The organism is Hydrogenophaga sp. ZJX-1 (genome assembly GCF_048590325.1).
Taxonomy (GTDB): domain Bacteria; phylum Pseudomonadota; class Gammaproteobacteria; order Burkholderiales; family Burkholderiaceae_C; genus Hydrogenophaga.
In genome coordinates this window covers 477870-495133 of sequence record NZ_JBMBRA010000003.1, presented here as the reverse complement: position 1 = coordinate 495133, position 17264 = coordinate 477870, and the positions used below count along the sequence as shown (strand labels likewise).

Here is a 17264-nt window from a genome sequence, read left to right as displayed (position 1 = left end):
TTTTTGTTGTCACACATCGGCGACAGGGTCGCTGGGCTCGGTGCCCGCACCGGCGCCGGTATCGCTTTTGAACAAGCCCGGCGTGAGCGCGTGTTTTTGCAGCAGGCGGTAGAACTCGGTGCGGTTGCGCTGGGCCAGCCGGGCCGCATCGGCCACGTTGCCGTCGGTCATTTTCAGCAGTCCGACCAGGTATTCGCGCTCGAAGCGCTGACGCGCGTCGGCAAAGCTCAGGACCTCGGCCGAGGGTGTTCGCAGGGCGCGCTGCACCAGCGCCAGCGACACCAGCGGCGTGGTGGACAGGGCGCAGACCTGTTCGACCACGTTGTAGAGCTGGCGCACATTGCCCGGCCAGGCGGACATCGTCAGCGCCTTGAGCGCCTCGGGCGCAAAGCCCGAGCTGCGCTTGCCGTATTTGGCGGCCAGTTTGGCCAGGAAGTGGTTGGCCAGCAGGGCGATGTCTTCGCGCCGCTCGGCCAGGGTGGGCAGGGTCAGCGTGACGACGTTGAGCCGGTAGTAGAGGTCTTCACGGAACTGGCCCATGGCCATGGCGGCTTCGAGGTCGCGGTGCGTGGCCGAGATGATGCGCACGTCCACCGGCACCGACTGGCTGGATCCGAGGGGCCGCACCGCGCGCTCCTGCAGCACGCGCAGCAGCTTGACCTGCAGGGCCGGTGGCATGTCACCGATCTCGTCCAGCAGCAGCGTGCCGCCGTCAGCGGCCTGAAACAGGCCCTTGTGGTTGGCCACCGCGTCGGTGAAGGCGCCCTTCATGTGGCCGAACAGCTCGGATTCGAGCAGGGCCTCGGGGATGGCGCCGCAGTTGACGGCGATGAACGGGCGCTTGGCGCGCGGGCTGGCCCGGTGGATGGCGCGGGCCAGCACTTCCTTGCCGGTGCCGCTGTCGCCCCGCAGCAGCACGCTGGCGTCGGACTGGGCGACCATGCGGGCTTCTGCCAGCAGGTCGGCCATGCGGTTGGAGCGGCTGACGATCTCGGCACGCCACTGTTCATCGGCGGGGTGGCTGGGGCTTGCCGGGGCGCTGAGTGCCAGGGCCTGGGCGATCTTTTCCAGCAGTTCCCGGGCTTCGTAGGGCTTGGTGAGGTAGCCGTAGACTCCCCGCGCCGTGGCCTCCACCGCATCGGGGATGGTGCCGTGCGCGGTGAGCAGGATCACCGGCAGCGAAGGGTGGCGCGCCCGGATCTCGTCGAACAGGGCCAGGCCGTCGCGCCCGGGCAGGCGCACGTCCGACAGGACCAGCTGCGGGCGCTCGATGTCGAGCTGGCTCAGCGCGGCTTCGGCCGAACCGACCGCCGTGACCTGGTAACCCGCCGCGCCCAGCCGCATCGACAGCAGGCGCAGCATGTCGGCGTCGTCGTCCACCACCAGCAGGCGCGCGCGCGCCGCGGCAGGCATCGGGGATGACGGGCTGACCGGCGTGTTCATGGACTTGTCGGGCGCCCTGTACCGCGCGGTGTCAGGCTGCGTTCGATGGCGCGCATGGCTTCGAGCCGTTCGTTCAGCACCTCGATGCGACGCTGACTGTCCCGCAGCTGCTGCGACTGCCGTTCCATGCCGTCTTCCAGGCGACGCTGATCGAGCAGGCGGGCGGCCAGCAGACGGGCCAGCGGCTTGAGGGGCGCACTCTCCGGGGTCGGGTGGGCCATGACGCGCTGGAGCAGGCCGAGCGCGCGGGCCGTGTCGGCCGGCTGGTGGCTGTTCATCAACACCAGCGCGAGCTGGAACTGTCGCGTTGGCAGGTTGCCGGGTTCGCCGAGTGCGGCCTGCTCCAGCGCCAGTTCGTTCGCCGGCAGACTCCGCAGGCGGTCGGCGTAGGCGAGCATCGACTCCAGGGGCGGCGGCGCGTAGGCGTCCCCGGCCGGCCGGCTGTCCCGGTCCCCGGCGGCCAGCGCGGGGGGCATTGGCACCGGTGCAATGGTCTCCGCCGTCGTGGCGGGTGCCGTGGGCCGATCGATGGCGGGGAGCGTGGGTGCCACGGGTGCGGGTTCCGGTGTGGCGCAGGCGCTCAGGCACACGGCAGCGCTCAGGCACAAGGCGACGCGATGGGACCGGGTCTTCAGGTGGACGCGGCGAAACGCTCGCTGGAAGGTATCAACTGGCATGGGGCAATTCGATGCGGAAATGGGCGCCGTTGCGCGCGGGCAGCAGCTGGACTCGGCCGCCGTGCGCTCCAATGTACTCGTGCACGATGGACAGGCCGATGCCGGTGCCCCTCACGGTGTCCGTTGGCTGGCGTTCTCCCCGGTAAAACGGTTCAAAAACGCGGTCGCGGTCGGCTTCTGCGACGCCCGGTCCCTGGTCGATCACGTCGAGACAGGCCCGGCCGGCGTCGTCCTGCAGCACCAGGCGGACCAGTCCGCCCTGGGGGGAAAAACGGATCGCATTCGACAACAGGTTGCCAATGGCCGAGGCCATCTTTTCGCGATCCACCGGCAACACCATCGACGGACCTTCGGCGCGCACGCTGAGCTGGTGCGACTGCCAGCGCAGGCGCTGGATCTCGATCTGTTCTTCCACCAGGGCCAGCAGGTCGGTGGGTTCGCGCCTGAGCTGGCGGGCTTCAAAAGCCGCGGCGTTGAAGCGCAGCAGCGCCTCGATCTGGTGTTGCAGCAGCTGGGTGTTGTGCTGCAGGATGCTTACCACCTCGGCCTGACTGGGGCTGAGCGGCCCGGCCACACCGTCGCCCAGCACCGCCACGCCCTCGTGCAGCGAGGCCAGCGGCGTCTTGAGCTCGTGCGACACATGGCGCAGGAAGCGGGCCTTGTCGGCGTCGAGTTCGGTGAGCCGCAGGCGCAGCCACTCCAGCTGCTGGCTGACACGCCGCACATCGGGCGGACCGGGGATGTCGATCGGCAGGTCGAGCCGGTTCTCGCCCAGGCCCACGATGGCTTTCTCCAGCCGCTGGAACGGTCGCGCCAGCCAGACACCAAAACCCAGTGCCATCACGGCGGCCAGGGCGATGGAGCCCAGCACCTGTTGTGTCAACTGCCGGCGGCTTTTCTCGACACGGTCCTGCAGCGCATCGTTGCGGTTGCCGATGATGGCCTGCACCTGCTGGGCAATCGCCGCGCTGTGGCCGTCCAGCTCGCGGAATGCGCGGGCCACGGCGCGTTCGCGGTCGAGCGCGGTCTCCGGTGAACCGTCCAGCAGCGCCTCGACGTCGCTCAGCTGTTGCAGCCATTGGCGCGAGAACTCGGGCGGCAGTTCGTTGCTTTCGAGCCTGCGCAGGATGTCCCTGGCGTGGCCGGCCGCTTCTTCGAAACGTTGCCGCAGCTGGCGGTCGCCCAGCACCAGCGCCTGGCGGGCGGCCCGCTCCATGGTCAGGCTGCGCTCGCTGAGCGACTGGGCCGCGGTGCTCAGCGCGATCGCCTGGGTGGTGCTCTCCCGGCTCTGCGCCATGATCGTATCGAGCGAAAACAGTGTGCGCACGGCGGCCGCGCCCAGCAGCGCGCCGATGAGCACGAAAGCCACCAGCAGCAACTGGGGGAAGGAAAACCGCAGCGAGGCTTTCAACACAGGGCGCCCCGTGTCAAGGGAGCGCTCACGGGACGACCCTCCGCGCTGCGCACTGCGGGGCTGAGCGCCTTCGGAACGGCCGGGCGGCGCTCATGGGAGGACCTTCGCCCGGCGGGCCGCGGTGCGAGCCCCTTTCGGAACGGCCGGGTGCAGGCTCATGCGGTTTCGCTCACCATCACTTCACCGCGCAGCGAATGCGCAAAGGTTTCGGTGATGCGCACGTCGATCATCTGGCCCACCAGACGGGCGGCGTTCGGTCCGGCGGCGAAATTGACCACGCGGTTGCATTCGGTGCGGCCCATCAGCTCGGGCACCTCGACCGTGGACTTGCGCGAAGGCCCTTCGACCAGGATGCGCTGCACCGTGTCTTGCCGGCTCGCGCTGATGCGCGCCACGTTGGCCTCGATCACGGCCTGCAGGTGCTGCAGGCGCTTGAGCTTCACGTCGTGCGGCGTGTCATCGGGCAGGTTGGCGGCCGGTGTGCCCGGGCGCGGGCTGAAGATGAAACTGAAGCTGATGTCGAAGCCCACATCGTCGATCAGCTTCATCAGCTTGTTGAAGTCGTCTTCGGTCTCGCCCGGGAAGCCGACGATGAAGTCGCTGCTCATGGCCAGATCGGGGCGGATCGCGCGCAGCTTGCGCACCGTGCTCTTGTATTCCATGGCGGTGTAACCGCGTTTCATCGCCATCAGGATGCGGTCCGACCCGTGCTGCACCGGCAGGTGCAGGTGGTTCACCAGTTTCGGGATCTTCGCGTAGGCCTCGATCAGGCGCGGCGTGAACTCGTTGGGATGGCTGGTGGTGTAGCGGATGCGCTCGATGCCGGGGATGTCGGCCACGTACTCGAGCAGCAGCGCGAAGTCGGCGATCTCGGCCGTGTCGCCCATCTTGCCGCGGTAGGCGTTGACGTTCTGGCCCAGCAGGTTGACCTCGCGCACGCCCTGGTCGGCCAGACCGGCGATCTCCACCAGCACGTCCTCAAACGGGCGGCTCACCTCGTCGCCGCGGGTGTAGGGCACGACGCAGTAGCTGCAGTATTTGGAGCAGCCTTCCATGATCGACACAAAGGCGCTGCAGCCGTCGACCCGCGCGGGCGGCAGGTGGTCGAACTTCTCGATTTCGGGGAAGCTGATGTCGACCTGGGGCCGCGACTGGCGCTCGCGCCGCGCCAGCAGCTCGGGCAGGCGGTGCAGGGTCTGCGGACCGAACACCACATCCACATAGGGCGCGCGCTTGATGATCTCGGCGCCTTCCTGGCTGGCCACGCAGCCACCGACGCCGATCAGCACGCCCTTTTTCTTCAGGTGCTGCACGCGGCCGAGGTCGGAGAACACCTTTTCCTGTGCTTTCTCGCGCACCGAGCAGGTGTTGAACAGGATCAGGTCGGCCTCGTTGACGTCCTGCGTGGGTTCGTAGCCTTCGGCTGCGTTCATCACGTCGGCCATCTTGTCCGAGTCGTACTCGTTCATCTGGCAGCCGAAGGTTTTGATAAAGACTTTTTTGGACATGCTGTGATCACCCCCTGCGCTGCTGCGCGGCTTCCCCCTGTAAGGGGGACCGCACTGGCGGCCCGGCGAAGCCGGTTCCGCGGTGCGCCTGGCGGGGCCTTTGCTGGTTGCTTGGGGTTAGTCGCCGGCGCGCTTGCGCTTCTCGGCGGCTTCGGCTTCGGTCAGGATCCAGACGTCGTGCACCAGGCCGTTGGGCTCCACGGTGTAGTTCACGAGCAGTTCCTGGTTCAACAGGCTGCCCGACATCAACAGCATGTTGTTGGTGCCCCGGATGCGGGCGCCGGGCGAGAGCTGCGCGGACTTGCCGTCCAGCTGGATCAAGGGGGGCTGTACCACGACCAGCATGCCGCGCAGGGCATTGGCCGGAAAGGGGCGCGGTTGGTTCTGGGCCAGGGCCACAGGCGCCAGACCGAAGGCCAGCAGGCCAAGCGCGAGGGCGGTGGTGCGGCGGGTGGCGCGGAAGCGGGAGGAAAGGCAGCGGTTCATGGTTTAGATCCAGAGGCTGGGACAAGGGAAAACCCGGATCGGGTGGGGTTGCGATTGTCTCACGCAGCCGGTTGTTCGCGTACAGTGAAAAGCCCGTTTGACCGGAGACACCATGGCACGCCTGCAACCCCTGCCGCCCGAAACCACGCCCGAACTCCAGCCACACTTCGACTTCTTTCTGGGCACGCTGGGCTTCACGCCCAACAGTGTGTTGACCATGCAGCGCCGGCCCAAGCTGGCCCAGGCGCTGGCGGTGATGAACGCGGCCGTGATGGACCCGGCCGGTGACGTGGACCTGGGCTTTCGCCGCCTCATCGGCCACGTGGTGAGCCAGGTCTCGGGCTGCCGCTATTGCCAGGCCCACACGCTGCTGGGGGCGAAGAACTTTGGCGTGAGCGATGCCAAGCTGGCCGACATCTGGCAATACGCCAGCAGCCCGCACTACAACGAGCGCGAGCGCCTGGCGCTGGACTTCGCACTGGCCGCAGCCGCCCAGCCCAACGCGGTGACCGACGAGCAGTTCGTGGCGCTGCAACAGCACTGGAGCGAGGGCGAAATCGTCGAAATGCTGGGTGTGATCGCGATGTTCGCTTTCCTCAACCGCTGGAACGACACGCTGGCCACGCCGCTGGAAGCTGCGCCGCAGCAGGTGGCGCGGCAGGCGCTGGGTGCCCAGGGCTGGACGTCGGGCAAACACGGCGGTTGAACGCCATGGTGGTCAGTCCACCGGCTTGTGCAGCAGCGCGACGTTGGGGCCGGGAATTTCACACAACCAGCCGTGGCACTGCGCCAGCCAGCGCAGCGTGGTTTCCCGGTAGAACACCACATGCGTCGGATCGCGGCGGTAATGCCACTGGGCGAAACGCGCGTCGTCGGTCTGGAAGCGGGTCATCACGCCGAGCCAGCCGCCGGGCTTCAGCAGCCCCTGCAGGCGTCGGAACTCATCGGCCGGGTGGTGGAAGTGCTCGACCACTTCGGTGCAGGTGACGAAGTCGTAGCGCGTGGCCAGCGCGGTGTCGTCGGGACGAAAAAACGGGTCGTACAGCGCCACCGCGTGTCCGGCGTCGCGCAGCAGGTCGGGCAGCACCGGGCCCGGTCCGCAGCCGAAGTCCAGGCCAGATTGGGCCGGGGGCAGGCGCTGCAGCAGCGGGCCGGCCAGCTGCTGCAGGTGGCGGCGGTAGCCCGCATCGCCGGGGTGGTTCTGGTGCAGCCGGTACTCGGCCTGCTCCGCCGCCGGGCCGGGTCGCTGGTCGGGTTGCAGAAACGTACAGCTGCAGGTGGGGCAGCGCCAGTAGTGGCGCGGGCCAACCGTCTGGAAGGGGTGCGCGGCGTCGTGTTCACAGACCGGGCAGCGCATGGACCAGCTCTGCCGGGGCGGCTTATTTCCAGCGCAGCGGGACGATGTGCACGCTGCCCTGCGTGCTGGAGAGCGTGATCTCGCCCTCCTGGATCGTGGCCTGCAGCTGCATGCTGCGTTCGGCCAGCGCCGCCAGGGCCGGGGCGGCCTCGGTCGGCAGGCGCCAGACCTGCAGCTTGTCGAGCCGGGTCAGCTTGGTCTCGATGCCGCGCCACCACACATCGGCCGCCGAACCGAAGGCGTAGACGAACACCGCGTCGGCCTTGCTGCAGGCCTTGGCCATGGGCTTGTCTTCGGGCTGGCCGACCTCGATCCAGATGCGTTTGCGACCGGTGAAGTCGGTCAACGACACATCGGGGTCTTCCGGGTCGGACAGGCCGGCGCCAAAGGCCAGGGTGCCGTCGCCGTGGCAGGTGTCCTGCAGTTCGTGGGCGTGAATGGCCAGCGCCACCAGCCGCACCATCATGCGTTCATCGGTCTCGCTGGGATGGCGGGCGAGCGTGAGCGCGTGGTCGGCGTAGTAGCCGTGGTCGATGTCTGCGATCTGCAGGTTCGCCTTGAAGATGGTGGATTTGATGGCCATGGACGGTGGGGAAATGGGCCGGGCAAGAAAAAAGCGGACACCGTCGCCGGGGTCCGCTTTTTGAAGTTCTGGTGGCGATAGGTGGACTTGAACCACCGACATCAGCATTATGAATGCTGCGCTCTAACCAACTGAGCTATATCGCCAACGCGGTCGGCATTGTAGCCCAAATCAAACCCCGAAAAAGAGCACGGCCAGCGCAGCGCGCGATCAGGCCGGCTTTTTCACGTACGAGGCGCACCAGCCCTGGGCCGCCACCTGCTTGCCCGCGAACAGCGGGCAAGGCCCGGCGTCCGCGCCCGCGGTGCCCTGGTACAGACCGCAATTGGCGCAGGACTGGCTGTCGGCATGGTTGGGGTATTTGGTCTTGTCGGCCCGGGTCGTGTCCGCGACATAACCGAGGGCCACGGCAGCGGGGTCCGCCTCGTCGAGCATGGGGGCGCTGCCACTGGCTTGCGCCGCCGCCGGTGGAGCGGCGGGTTCGGGTGCGGGTGGGGCGGCCATCGGGGCCGCGGCGGGAGCCGCCTCGGGCGCAGCCGCGGTGGGTGGTGTTGCCTGGTCCGAGCAGGCCGCTGCCAACACGGCCCCGGAGGCTGGAATCATGAAAATGAAACGTCGGCGTGTGGTCATGGGGGTCTCCTGGAGTGGATCGGCGCGATCCACGCCCGCCGGGCTCAGACCACGACGGTCATCGCTTGCCGGAGGCGTGGAGCCGAAACCTTTTATACGCCGCTGCCACCGGGTGCCTTGTTACAGCCTGTGTGAGTCCCAACAAGGCGCTCACTGGTGCTGGAACACCGCCTTGCGTTTGTTCACGAAGGCGTCCATGCCTTCTTTCTGGTCGGCGGTGGCGAACAGCGCATGGAACAGGCGGCGCTCGAACATCACGCCGTCGGCCAGTCCGCCTTCGAAGGCGCGGTTCACGCATTCCTTGGCGGCCATCACGCTGGGCTGCGAGAACCCGCAGATCATGAGCGCGGCGCCCAGGGCTTCGTCCATCAGCTTGTCCAGCGGCACCACACGGCTCACCAGGCCGGCGCGCTCGGCCTCGGTGGCGTCCATCATGCGGCCGGTCAGGGCCATGTCCATGGCCTTGGCCTTGCCCACGGCGCGCGGCAGGCGCTGCGTGCCGCCGGCGCCGGGGATGATGCCGAGCTTGATCTCGGGCTGGCCGAACTTGGCGTTGTCGGCTGCGATGATGAAGTCGCACATCATGGCCAGCTCGCAGCCGCCGCCCAGGGCGAAACCGCTGACCGCGGCGATCACGGGCTTGCGCACGCTGCGGATGGTTTCCCAGTTGCGGGTGATGTAGTCGCCTTTGTAGACGTCGGCGAAGGTGTAGGTGGCCATGGCGCCGATGTCGGCACCCGCGGCAAAGGCCTTTTCGCTGCCGGTGATGATCATGCAGCCGATGCCTTCGTCGGCATCAAACGCCTGGAGCGCGGCGCCCAGTTCGGTCATCAGCTGGTCGTTCAGCGCGTTGAGCTGCTTGGGGCGGTTCAGGGTGATGATGCCCACGCGGCCTTCGGTGCGCACGGTGATCAGTTCGGGGGTGGCGTTTTCGCTCATGGTGTTTCCTCGGGTGGTGTGTGAACAGGCCAGATTGACGTAAACGTCAACTATAGCGGGCCGTCCGATGCCGGGCCACCCAAGGGAAAACATTAACCGACCGATAGGTCGGTTAATGGTAGATTGCCGTTCCCATCCCACCACCAGCGCTGCGGAACGACGGCGCCAGGAGACAGACACCCATGAACGCACCCGCCACGGGCAACACCGTGCTCTGCGAAGAGCGCGGCGCCGTCGCCCTTGTCACGCTCAACCGCCCGGACGCCCTCAACAGTTTCACGCGCCAGATGCACCGTGAGCTGTGGGCTGCGCTGGACCGCGCCGAGGCCAACCCGGTGATCCGCGCCATGGTCATCACCGGTGCGGGCCGTGGCTTCTGTGCCGGTGCCGACCTGGCCGAGTTCGACTTCGAGCCCGGTCCCGATCTGGTCAAACGCGCCGACCCCGGGCCGGTGATCGACCAGGCCTTCAACCCCACGGCGCGGCGCATCCAGTCGCTGCGTTTTCCGGTGATCGCCGCCGTCAATGGCGTGGCCGCGGGCGCGGGCGCCTCGCTGGCCATGACCTGCGACATCGCGATCGCCGCACCCGGCGCGAGCTTCATCCAGGCTTTCAGCAAGATCGGGCTGATCCCCGACGCCGGTGGCAGCTGGTTTTTGGTGGAGCGGCTGGGTTTGGCGCGTGCCATGGCGCTGGCCATGACGGGCGACAAGCTGCCCGCCGCGCAGGCCAAAGAGTGGGGAATGATCTGGGACGTGCAGGACGATCCGCTGGCCGCCGCGCTGGCTGTTGCCGAGAAGCTGGCCGTGATGCCCACCAAGGCGCTGGTCGCCACGCGTGCCCTGCTGCGCGACGCCGGCACCCGCACGCTGAACCAGCAGCTCGACGTGGAGCGCGACACGCAGTCGGCGCTGGGCGCCACGCACGACTACATCGAAGGCGTGATGGCCTTCCGTCAGAAGCGCCCGGCGCAGTTCAAGGGGGAATGACGGTGACGCCTCAAGAACGAGCCCAAAAGGTGGGTGAATCCATGTTCGCCGTGGACGTGGCGGCCCGCGAGACCATGGGCATCGAACTGGTCAGCGTGGAGCCCGGGCGCGCCGTGCTGCGCATGGCCGTCAAGCCGCTGCACCTCAACGGCCACCAGATCTGCCACGGCGGCTTCATCTTTACCCTGGCCGACACCACCTTCGCCTACGCCTGCAACAGCTACAACAGGAACGCGGTGGCGGCGGGTTGCAGCATCGAGTTTCTCAAGCCCGGGCACGACGGTGACGTGCTCACCTGCGAGGGCCAGGAGCAGGTGCTGCAGGGCCGGCACGGCATCTACGACATGAAGGTCAGCAACCAGAAGGGTGAGGTGATCGCGATGTTCAGAGGCAAGAGTGCGGTGATTCCCGGGCAGGTCTTTCCCGAAGAGGTGCAGGCATGAACCACTTCCCGCTGGAACCGATCGAAAAAGCCAGCATCGACGAGCTGCGTGCGCTGCAACTCAAGCGCCTGCAGGGCACGCTGCGCCACGCCTACGCGAACTCGCCGGTCTACAAGGCCAAGTTCGACCAAGCCGGTGTGCACCCGGACGACTGCCGTTCACTCGCCGACCTGGCCAAATTCCCTTTCACGACAAAGAAAGACCTGCGCGACAGCTACCCCTTCGGCATGTTCGCCGTGCCGCGCGAGCGCTGCGCGCGCATCCACGCCAGCAGCGGCACGACCGGCAAGCCGACGGTGGTGGGCTACACGCTGAAGGACATCGACACCTGGTCCAACGTGGTGGCGCGCAGCATCCGCGCCAGCGGCGCGCGGCCGGGCGACATGGTGCACGTGAGCTACGGCTACGGCCTGTTCACCGGTGGCCTGGGCGCGCACTACGGCGCCGAAAAACTGGGCCTGACGGTGGTGCCCTTCGGCGGCGGCCAGACCGAGCGCCAGGTGCAGCTGATGCAGGACTTCCGGCCCGACATCATCATGGTCACACCCAGCTACATGCTGGCCATCGCCGACGAGTTCGAGCGCCTGGGCCTGGACCCGCGCGAGAGCAGCCTGCGCATCGGCATCTTCGGCGCCGAACCCTGGACCAACGACATGCGCGTGGCGATCGAGGCGCGCATGGACATCGACGCGGTGGACATCTACGGCCTGTCGGAGGTGATGGGCCCGGGCGTGGCCAACGAGTGTGTCGAGACCAAGGACGGACCGACGATCTGGGAAGACCATTTCTACCCCGAGATCATCAACCCGGACACCGGCGAGCCGGTGGCCGATGGCGAGATGGGCGAGCTGGTGTTCACCAGCCTGACCAAGGAGGCGCTGCCCATCATCCGCTACCGCACGCGCGACCTCACCCGCCTGCTGCCGGGCACGGCGCGCACCATGCGCCGCATGGAAAAAATCACCGGCCGCAGCGACGACATGATGATCGTGCGCGGCGTCAACGTGTTCCCGACCCAGATCGAGGAGCTGATCCTCAAGCGCCCGGAGCTCAGCGCGCACTACCAGTGCGTGCTCACCCGCGAAGGTCACATGGACAGCCTGTCGGTGATGGTCGAGACGCGCCCGGGTCTCGCGCCCGAGAGCATCGAGGCGCGCACCGCGGCCGAGCGGCTGCGCCACGAGGTGAAAGTGTTCGTGGGCAGCAGCGTCGAGGTGGTGCTCAAGCCCGAGGGCGGCGTGGAACGCAGCCAGGGCAAGGCCAAGCGCGTGGTGGATTTGCGGCCGAAGTAATTCGGCCCCTGAGCGTCACATCGACGGCGTCGCTGAGCCGGGGCTCCGTCGCTGCGCGGGTCGCTGCCCCCAGAGGGGGCTGTTTCGCCTTGGGGCGGCCCGGCGGCGAAACCTTGCGCTCGCGCTCCGCAGCTGGTCAGGCCGCCGAGGCCAGCCAGGGCTTGAGCAGGCTGGCGTCGCCCACCGTCAAGCGCATCGCCTGCGTTGGCGCTGGCCATTCCAGCGGGCAGCGCAGCAGGCGTTTGTCGCGCGAGACCAGGGCGGTGAGCTTTTGGCGCTGGCCGCGCAACTGGGCCACTTCGTCCAGCTTGTGAATGCGCCAGGCTTCCGCCGGCTGACCGCGTTTGGGCGGCGCGAACTCCACCCCCAGCCACTCGTCGCCCGCGGCCATGCCCGCCGCCTCGGCCGCGCCACCGCGCAGCACGTTCTTGAGCATGAGGCCGTGGGATTCGCTCACGCGCAGACCCAGCTGCTGGGCCAGCGGGGCTTTGTCGTGGTGGACCTTGGCGCCGTGTTGCTGCAGCAGCGGCAGCACCGGCAGGCTGGACGTGCCGTGCACCCAGTCGCGCAGTTCGCGGTCGAAGGCACGCCCGCCCAGGCGCTTGAGCGCGCGCGCGAAATCGGCTTCTTTCATCGGACCACCGCCGGTTTGCGCCCAGAGTTCGCGCATCACGGCGTCGAGCGTGCTGTGGCCCTCGGCGCGCAGCGTGAGGTCGAAGCACATCGCCACCAGCGCACCCTTGGTGTAGTAGCTCACCGTGGCGTTGGGTGTGTTTTCGTGGATGCGGTAGTACTTCATCCAGGCGTCGAAGCTGGCCTGGGCGGCGGTCTGCACCTGCTGGCCGGGTGTCTGCTGCACCTGGTTGAAGGTCTTCATCACCAGCTGGAGGTAGGTGGCGTCATCGATCAGGCCGGCGCGCCGCAGGATCAGGTCGTCGTAGTAGCTGGTGAACCCTTCGAAGAACCAGAGCAGCTCGGTGTAGTTTTCCTGGTCGTAGTCGTAGCGCTTGAACTCGGCCGGGCGCAGGCGTTTGACGTTCCAGGTGTGGAAATACTCGTGGCTGATCAGGCCGAGCAGGGTGGTGTAGCCGTCGGTGGCCTTGAGCGCCGGCGGCTTTTCGTCTTTGGGCAACAGCTTGGGCAGGTCGGTGCGCTGGCAGATCAGTGCCGTGGAATTGCGGTGCTCCAGACCGCCATAGCCTTCGCCGCTGGCGTGCATCATGAAAAGGTAGCTCTTGAACGGCGCCTCGCCGCCGGTGCCGTGCCAGAAGCCGATCTGGGCCTCGCAGATGCGGCGCGTGTCGGCCAGCAGGCGTTCGCCGTCGAACCAGCCGCCCGCGCCGCTGACCACGAAGCGGTGCGGCACGCCGTGGGCCACGAACTCGCCGCTCCAGAAGCTGCCCAGCTCCACCGGGCAGTCGGCGAGTTCGTCGTAGTCCTGCGCGGTGTAGTGGCCGAAGCCGGCGCCATCCACATCGGTGCTGGCCAGCCCGGTGGCGACCCGCCAGCCCGCGGGTGCCTGTCCGGGAACAACTTCCAGGCCTTGCGTCTGGTCTTCCTGCCCGTTCACGCGCAGGCACAGGCTGGTGGCGTTGAAGAAACCACGCGTGCTGTCGAGGAAGGCGGTGCGCACCGAGGCGTCGAACGCGTAGACCTCGTAGCGCAATACCAGCGGTTGGCCGGCGTTGGCCGTCGCCTGCCAGCTGTTCTTGTCGAGCTGGCGCAGCGGCACCGGCTCACCGCCCTGGGTGGCCTGCAGGTGCTGCAGGTGTTGCGCGAATTCGCGCACCAGGTAGCTGCCGGGAATCCACACCGGCAGGCTCAGGCGTTGGCGCGGCGCCGGGTGATCGATCTCCAGCGTGACGGCGAACAGGTGGGCTTGCGGGCTCAGCACCTCGACGCGGTAGCGGACGGTGGGCTTCACTGCGGCTGTTGAGACCGCTTGGGCGCGCGGGGAGGTCCGACGGGGGAGGTTCATGGAAGTCCGTTCACAGGGCGCCAGCGCCCACAAAACAACTGAGCGCCGCCACCGCCGAGAGGCGGAAGCGCAGGGTCAGCCAGGCTTGCAGGCCGGCACGGGTGTAGAGCGTGCGGTCGGCCAGATAGCTCAGCACCAGCACGAAACCCAGCCAGGCCAGTCCGGCGAACGGCGGCATGAGCACACCGGGCCAGGCCAGCAGCGAGGGCACGATGCCCCAGAGAAAGTGGTTGCGCTGGGCGTGGTGCGGGCGCTCGGCGAGGTCCGCCGCATGTCGGCTCGCCAGCCAGCCAATGCCCCAGTGCACCCCACCCAGAAAAGACGCGATCAATGCCGCGTAGGCGGCCAGCGCGATCGCCACCCAGGCCTGCAGCGCGGCGTCCACCAGCCAGAGCAGGCCGGCCAGCAACACAAAGGGGATCAGGCCCGCGTGCCCCAGGGTCCGAACCAGGGCGGTGTCGTTCGGGTCGTGCAGCACGGGTGCGCTCACTGGCGTGCCTTCGCCCTGCGGACTGCGGCGCTCATGCAACGCACCGATCAGGGCTTGGCTTCGGCGAGCAGCTTCTCGACGCGGTCGGCGCCGATGGCGCCCGGCACGCGCGATCCGTCGGCAAAGATGATGGTGGGGGTGCCGGTGATGCGGGCCTTTTTGCCGAATTCGAAGTTGCGGGCCACGGCAGCGGCATCGCATTTCGCGTCGGGCGGGGTCATGTCCTTGACCATCCAGTCGAGGAAGGCCTTGCCCTTGTCCTTGGCGCACCAGATGTTGCGCGACTTTTCGCCCGAGTCGGCGCTGAGGATGGGGTAGAGGAAGACGTGGACCGTGACGTTGTCGATCTTGACCAGGTCGCGTTCGAAGCGCTTGCAGTAGCCGCAGTTCGGGTCTTCGAAGACGGCCATCTTGCGTTTGCCGTTGCCGCGCACGATGGTGAAGGCGTCCTTGAGCGGCAGGTCCTTGAAGGCGATGGCGGTGAGCTTTTCAACCCGCTGTTCGGTCAGGTCCTGCTGGGCCTTGGTGTCGATCAGCGAGCCCTGGATCAGGAAGTCGCCTTTTTCATCGGTGTAGAAGATGTCGCTGTGGTTGATGCGCACCTCGTACAGTCCGGGCATCGGTGTCTTGGTGATTTCATCGATGGCGGGCAGCTTGGGCAGGCGTTCGGCCAGGTTCTTGCGGATGGTGGCTTCCTGTGCGAACGCACTCAGCGACAGCGCGGCGAGCAGCGCGAGCAGGGAGATCTTGGCGAGTTTCATAAAGTGGCCCGAGGGCGTTCAAGGTTAAAAAGTCGGCAGGGCTGGCATCAGCCCGCCTGCCCCATGGCCTGGCGGGCCAACCAGTGTTTCAGCGGGCCGAGACGGTCCACACCCGTCATGCCCCAGTTGCGCAAAGCCTGTACGCGGCTGTCGGTCTGGGCGAACAGGCCAAAGAGCCCGTCGGTCACCCAGCCCATGGCGTTCACATCGGCCTGCCGCGCGCGCTCGTAGCGCCGCAGCAGCTTCAGGTCGCCCAGCTCGCGCCAGTACTCGCGCCCGTGCAGCACGCGGGCCAGTTCGGCGGCATCGGCCAGGCCCACATTGAGTCCCTGTCCGGCCAGCGGGTGCATGGCGTGCGCCGCGTCGCCCGCGAGCACCACGCCGCCCTGGGGCGTGCGGGCGATCCAGCGCTGGGCCCTGGAAAGCTCCAGGGGCCAGGCCTGGGCCGGGCTTTCCAGTTGCATTTCGCCGAGCACCTGCGCACACCGTGTCTGCACCGCTTGAGCCAGCGCTTCGGGCGTGGCCGCCAGCCAATGATCCGCCTGCTGTGCTTCCAGTGACCACACCAGCGCCACAGAGTTCCCTTGTGGCCCCCCCAGCGGCAGCAGCGCCATGATCTCGCCGTTCTGGAACCACTGGCGGGCCACGCCGCCGTGTGGCTGGGCGCAGCGCAGGCGGGCTGCCACCGCTTTGTGCGGGTAGGGGCGGACCTCGTAGGTCAGCCCGAGTTCGTCGCGGGTGGCGCTGCGTTTGCCTTCGCAGATCACCGTGAGCGCCGCGGGTGGTGCTTCGGTCAGGCACTCGATGCCGCTCTGGAAATGCACGGCATGGGCCAGGCGCTGTTCCAGCGCCGGCACGTCCACGATCCAGGTCAGCGCCTCGCTGCCCTGGTCGATCGCTGAAAACTGCAGGGAGCCGCCCTGGTCGCCAAAGACCTGCATGCCGCTCACCGGCGTCACGGTCGGGACGGCGCCTTCTGCCAAGGGGCTGCCGGCGGGCGTGGCGCTGTCATCGGGCCAGGCGCGCACCGAGCGCAACAGGTCGCGTGCTGCGGTGTTGAGCGCGTAGGCGCGCACGTCGGGCGTGCCGGTCGCCGGGCGCGGGGCGCTGACCAGGGCCACACGCAGCCGATCACGGGCGAGCAAGAGCGCCAGTGTGTGCCCGACCACGCCGCCGCCCCGGATGGCGACGTCAAAACGCCGGTGGGCAGAGGAACGGTGGGAAGTTGGCGACATGGCGGGATTTTAGGAGCAGGGCACAATGCGCCCGATTCGCCCCGCCAAAACCCCCGTCCGCGCCGGCCTGTACCGACCGCCGCACCCGCCATGACCGCACCCACCGACGTGACCGCCCGCATCGACCAGCTCTGGATCTACCCGGTGAAGTCCTGCGCCGGCATCTCGCTCAACGAAGCCGAACTGACGGAGACCGGGCTGGCCTACGACCGCAGCTGGATGGTGGTGGATGCGCAGGGCACATTCGTCACCCAGCGCGAGTTGCCGCGCATGGCGCTGATCCAGCCGGCGTTCAAGCTGGGCCAGCTGGTGCTGCGTGCGCCCGGCATGCTGGCGCTGCACCTCGCGCTGGACGCCGCCGAAACCCCCTTGCGCGTGCGGGTGTGGGACGACGAAGTCGAGGCCTACGACATGGGCGACGTGGCGGCGCAATGGTTCAGCGATTTCCTGGGGCCGGACGCGCCCGCCGATCTGAAGCGCCTGCGCCTGGCGCGCTTCGACCCGGCGGTGCGCCGCCTGTGCAGCCTGAAATGGACCGGAGGGCGCGAGTCCACCACCCAGTTCGCCGACGGTTTTGGTGTGCTCGTGACCAGCACCGCCTCGCTGGATGAGCTCAATGCGCGGCTGGCGCGGACCGGCCACGCGCCGGTGGACGGCGTGCGCTTTCGCCCCAACATCGTGCTCGGTGGCGTGGAGGCCCACGACGAAGACCGCCTCGGACCGATGCACATCGCCACGGGGGATGGCATCGCCGTGATGGAACCCGTGAAACCCTGTGCGCGTTGTCCGATCCCCAACATCGACCCCGTCAATGCGACCGCGTCGCCGGCGGTGGGCGACACCCTGCAGACCTACCGTGCCGACCCGCGCATGAATGGCGCCATCACCTTCGGCATGAACGCGATCGTGCTGGCGGGCGACGGCCAGTTGTTGCGTGTGGGTCAGAGCGTGTCGGCCGACTGGCGCTTCGATTGACCCCGCTGCCCGCGCGAGGGCACCGGCGGTGCCGAAACAGGCGGCCCCGCTAAAATCACCGGTT

The 17264-nt window shown here is 67.9% G+C and carries 18 protein-coding genes and 1 tRNA gene; 5 read left to right on the top strand and 14 right to left on the bottom strand.

The window, feature by feature from the left end; translation table 11 throughout:
* Window positions 1-9 precede the first annotated feature (9 nt).
* From ACN5W5_RS11190 to ACN5W5_RS11170, 5 genes are all read right to left on the bottom strand, one after another.
* Window positions 10-1443: a sigma 54-interacting transcriptional regulator gene (locus ACN5W5_RS11190; protein ID WP_420048593.1), complete on the bottom strand. Its 1434-nt coding sequence runs from the start codon at window positions 1441-1443 to the stop codon at window positions 10-12.
* Entirely contained in the window at window positions 1440-2120 is a 681-nt protein-coding gene (locus ACN5W5_RS11185; protein WP_420048592.1) for a hypothetical protein, read from the bottom strand. The genes ACN5W5_RS11190 and ACN5W5_RS11185 overlap by 4 nt, the downstream gene beginning before the upstream one ends.
* The gene (locus ACN5W5_RS11180) at window positions 2110-3531 is read right to left on the bottom strand and encodes an ATP-binding protein (RefSeq protein WP_420048591.1); all 1422 of its coding nucleotides are present in this window, start codon (window positions 3529-3531) and stop codon (window positions 2110-2112) included. Before ACN5W5_RS11180 ends, ACN5W5_RS11185 begins: the two co-directional genes overlap by 11 nt.
* A 158-nt stretch (window positions 3532-3689) precedes the next feature.
* Window positions 3690-5042 carry a tRNA (N6-isopentenyl adenosine(37)-C2)-methylthiotransferase MiaB gene (miaB, locus tag ACN5W5_RS11175; RefSeq protein WP_420048590.1) on the bottom strand — a complete coding sequence of 451 codons (1353 nt, stop codon included), beginning with the start codon at window positions 5040-5042 and terminating at the stop codon, window positions 3690-3692.
* Window positions 5043-5159: 117 nt separating this feature from the next.
* Window positions 5160-5528, bottom strand: coding sequence for a hypothetical protein (locus ACN5W5_RS11170; RefSeq protein ID WP_420048589.1), 369 nt, complete (start codon window positions 5526-5528; stop codon window positions 5160-5162).
* A 112-nt stretch (window positions 5529-5640) separates the two neighbouring features.
* Here ACN5W5_RS11170 and ACN5W5_RS11165 point away from each other — a divergent pair, with 112 nt between their 5' ends.
* Entirely contained in the window at window positions 5641-6234 is a 594-nt protein-coding gene (locus ACN5W5_RS11165; protein WP_420048588.1) for a carboxymuconolactone decarboxylase family protein, read from the top strand.
* Between the two features lie 12 nt (window positions 6235-6246).
* Here the strand turns inward: ACN5W5_RS11165 and ACN5W5_RS11160 are convergent, their stop codons facing one another.
* From ACN5W5_RS11160 to ACN5W5_RS11140, 5 genes are all read right to left on the bottom strand, one after another.
* A complete protein-coding gene (locus ACN5W5_RS11160) occupies window positions 6247-6885 on the bottom strand; it encodes a class I SAM-dependent methyltransferase (RefSeq protein WP_420048587.1) in 639 nt (212 codons plus the stop codon).
* 22 nt (window positions 6886-6907) lie between these two features.
* Complete coding sequence (locus ACN5W5_RS11155; protein ID WP_177132006.1) at window positions 6908-7468, bottom strand: YaeQ family protein; 561 nt, start codon at window positions 7466-7468, stop codon at window positions 6908-6910.
* Between the two features lie 69 nt (window positions 7469-7537).
* Window positions 7538-7614: transfer RNA gene (locus ACN5W5_RS11150), tRNA-Met, on the bottom strand.
* Window positions 7615-7678: 64 nt separating this feature from the next.
* On the bottom strand, window positions 7679-8098 hold the full coding sequence (locus ACN5W5_RS11145) for a high-potential iron-sulfur protein (protein WP_420048586.1): 420 nt from the start codon (window positions 8096-8098) through the stop codon (window positions 7679-7681).
* Between the two features lie 150 nt (window positions 8099-8248).
* Window positions 8249-9037, bottom strand: coding sequence for an enoyl-CoA hydratase (locus ACN5W5_RS11140; protein ID WP_420048585.1), 789 nt, complete (start codon window positions 9035-9037; stop codon window positions 8249-8251).
* A gap of 182 nt (window positions 9038-9219) precedes the next feature.
* Between ACN5W5_RS11140 and ACN5W5_RS11135 the strand changes: the two genes are divergently transcribed.
* The 3 genes from ACN5W5_RS11135 to paaK are packed head-to-tail and all read left to right on the top strand — an operon-like array spanning window position 9220 to window position 11761.
* The gene (locus ACN5W5_RS11135; protein WP_420048584.1) at window positions 9220-10026 is read left to right on the top strand and encodes an enoyl-CoA hydratase-related protein; all 807 of its coding nucleotides are present in this window, start codon (window positions 9220-9222) and stop codon (window positions 10024-10026) included.
* Window positions 10027-10067: 41 nt separating this feature from the next.
* Complete coding sequence (gene paaI, locus ACN5W5_RS11130; RefSeq protein ID WP_420048583.1) at window positions 10068-10469, top strand: hydroxyphenylacetyl-CoA thioesterase PaaI; 402 nt, start codon at window positions 10068-10070, stop codon at window positions 10467-10469.
* Window positions 10466-11761: a phenylacetate--CoA ligase PaaK gene (paaK, locus tag ACN5W5_RS11125; protein WP_420048582.1), complete on the top strand. Its 1296-nt coding sequence runs from the start codon at window positions 10466-10468 to the stop codon at window positions 11759-11761. The genes paaI and paaK overlap by 4 nt, the downstream gene beginning before the upstream one ends.
* Window positions 11762-11897: 136 nt before the next feature.
* Here the strand turns inward: paaK and ACN5W5_RS11120 are convergent, their stop codons facing one another.
* From ACN5W5_RS11120 to ACN5W5_RS11105, 4 genes are read right to left on the bottom strand one after another with little or no spacing between them, the layout of a single operon-like run.
* Window positions 11898-13739, bottom strand: a complete 1842-nt coding sequence (locus ACN5W5_RS11120) for a M61 family metallopeptidase (protein WP_420048581.1) — start codon at window positions 13737-13739, stop codon at window positions 11898-11900.
* 10 nt (window positions 13740-13749) lie between these two features.
* Window positions 13750-14268 (bottom strand): DUF3429 domain-containing protein, encoded by a 519-nt coding sequence (locus ACN5W5_RS11115; RefSeq protein ID WP_420048580.1) that lies wholly within the window; start codon window positions 14266-14268, stop codon window positions 13750-13752.
* A gap of 8 nt (window positions 14269-14276) precedes the next feature.
* Window positions 14277-14990: a DsbC family protein gene (locus ACN5W5_RS11110; RefSeq protein ID WP_420048579.1), complete on the bottom strand. Its 714-nt coding sequence runs from the start codon at window positions 14988-14990 to the stop codon at window positions 14277-14279.
* Window positions 14991-15037: 47 nt separating this feature from the next.
* Window positions 15038-16225, bottom strand: a complete 1188-nt coding sequence (locus ACN5W5_RS11105) for an FAD-dependent monooxygenase (RefSeq protein WP_420048578.1) — start codon at window positions 16223-16225, stop codon at window positions 15038-15040.
* A 90-nt stretch (window positions 16226-16315) separates the two neighbouring features.
* Between ACN5W5_RS11105 and ACN5W5_RS11100 the strand changes: the two genes are divergently transcribed.
* Window positions 16316-17200, top strand: a complete 885-nt coding sequence (locus ACN5W5_RS11100) for an MOSC domain-containing protein (protein WP_420048577.1) — start codon at window positions 16316-16318, stop codon at window positions 17198-17200.
* Window positions 17201-17264: the final 64 nt, after the last annotated feature.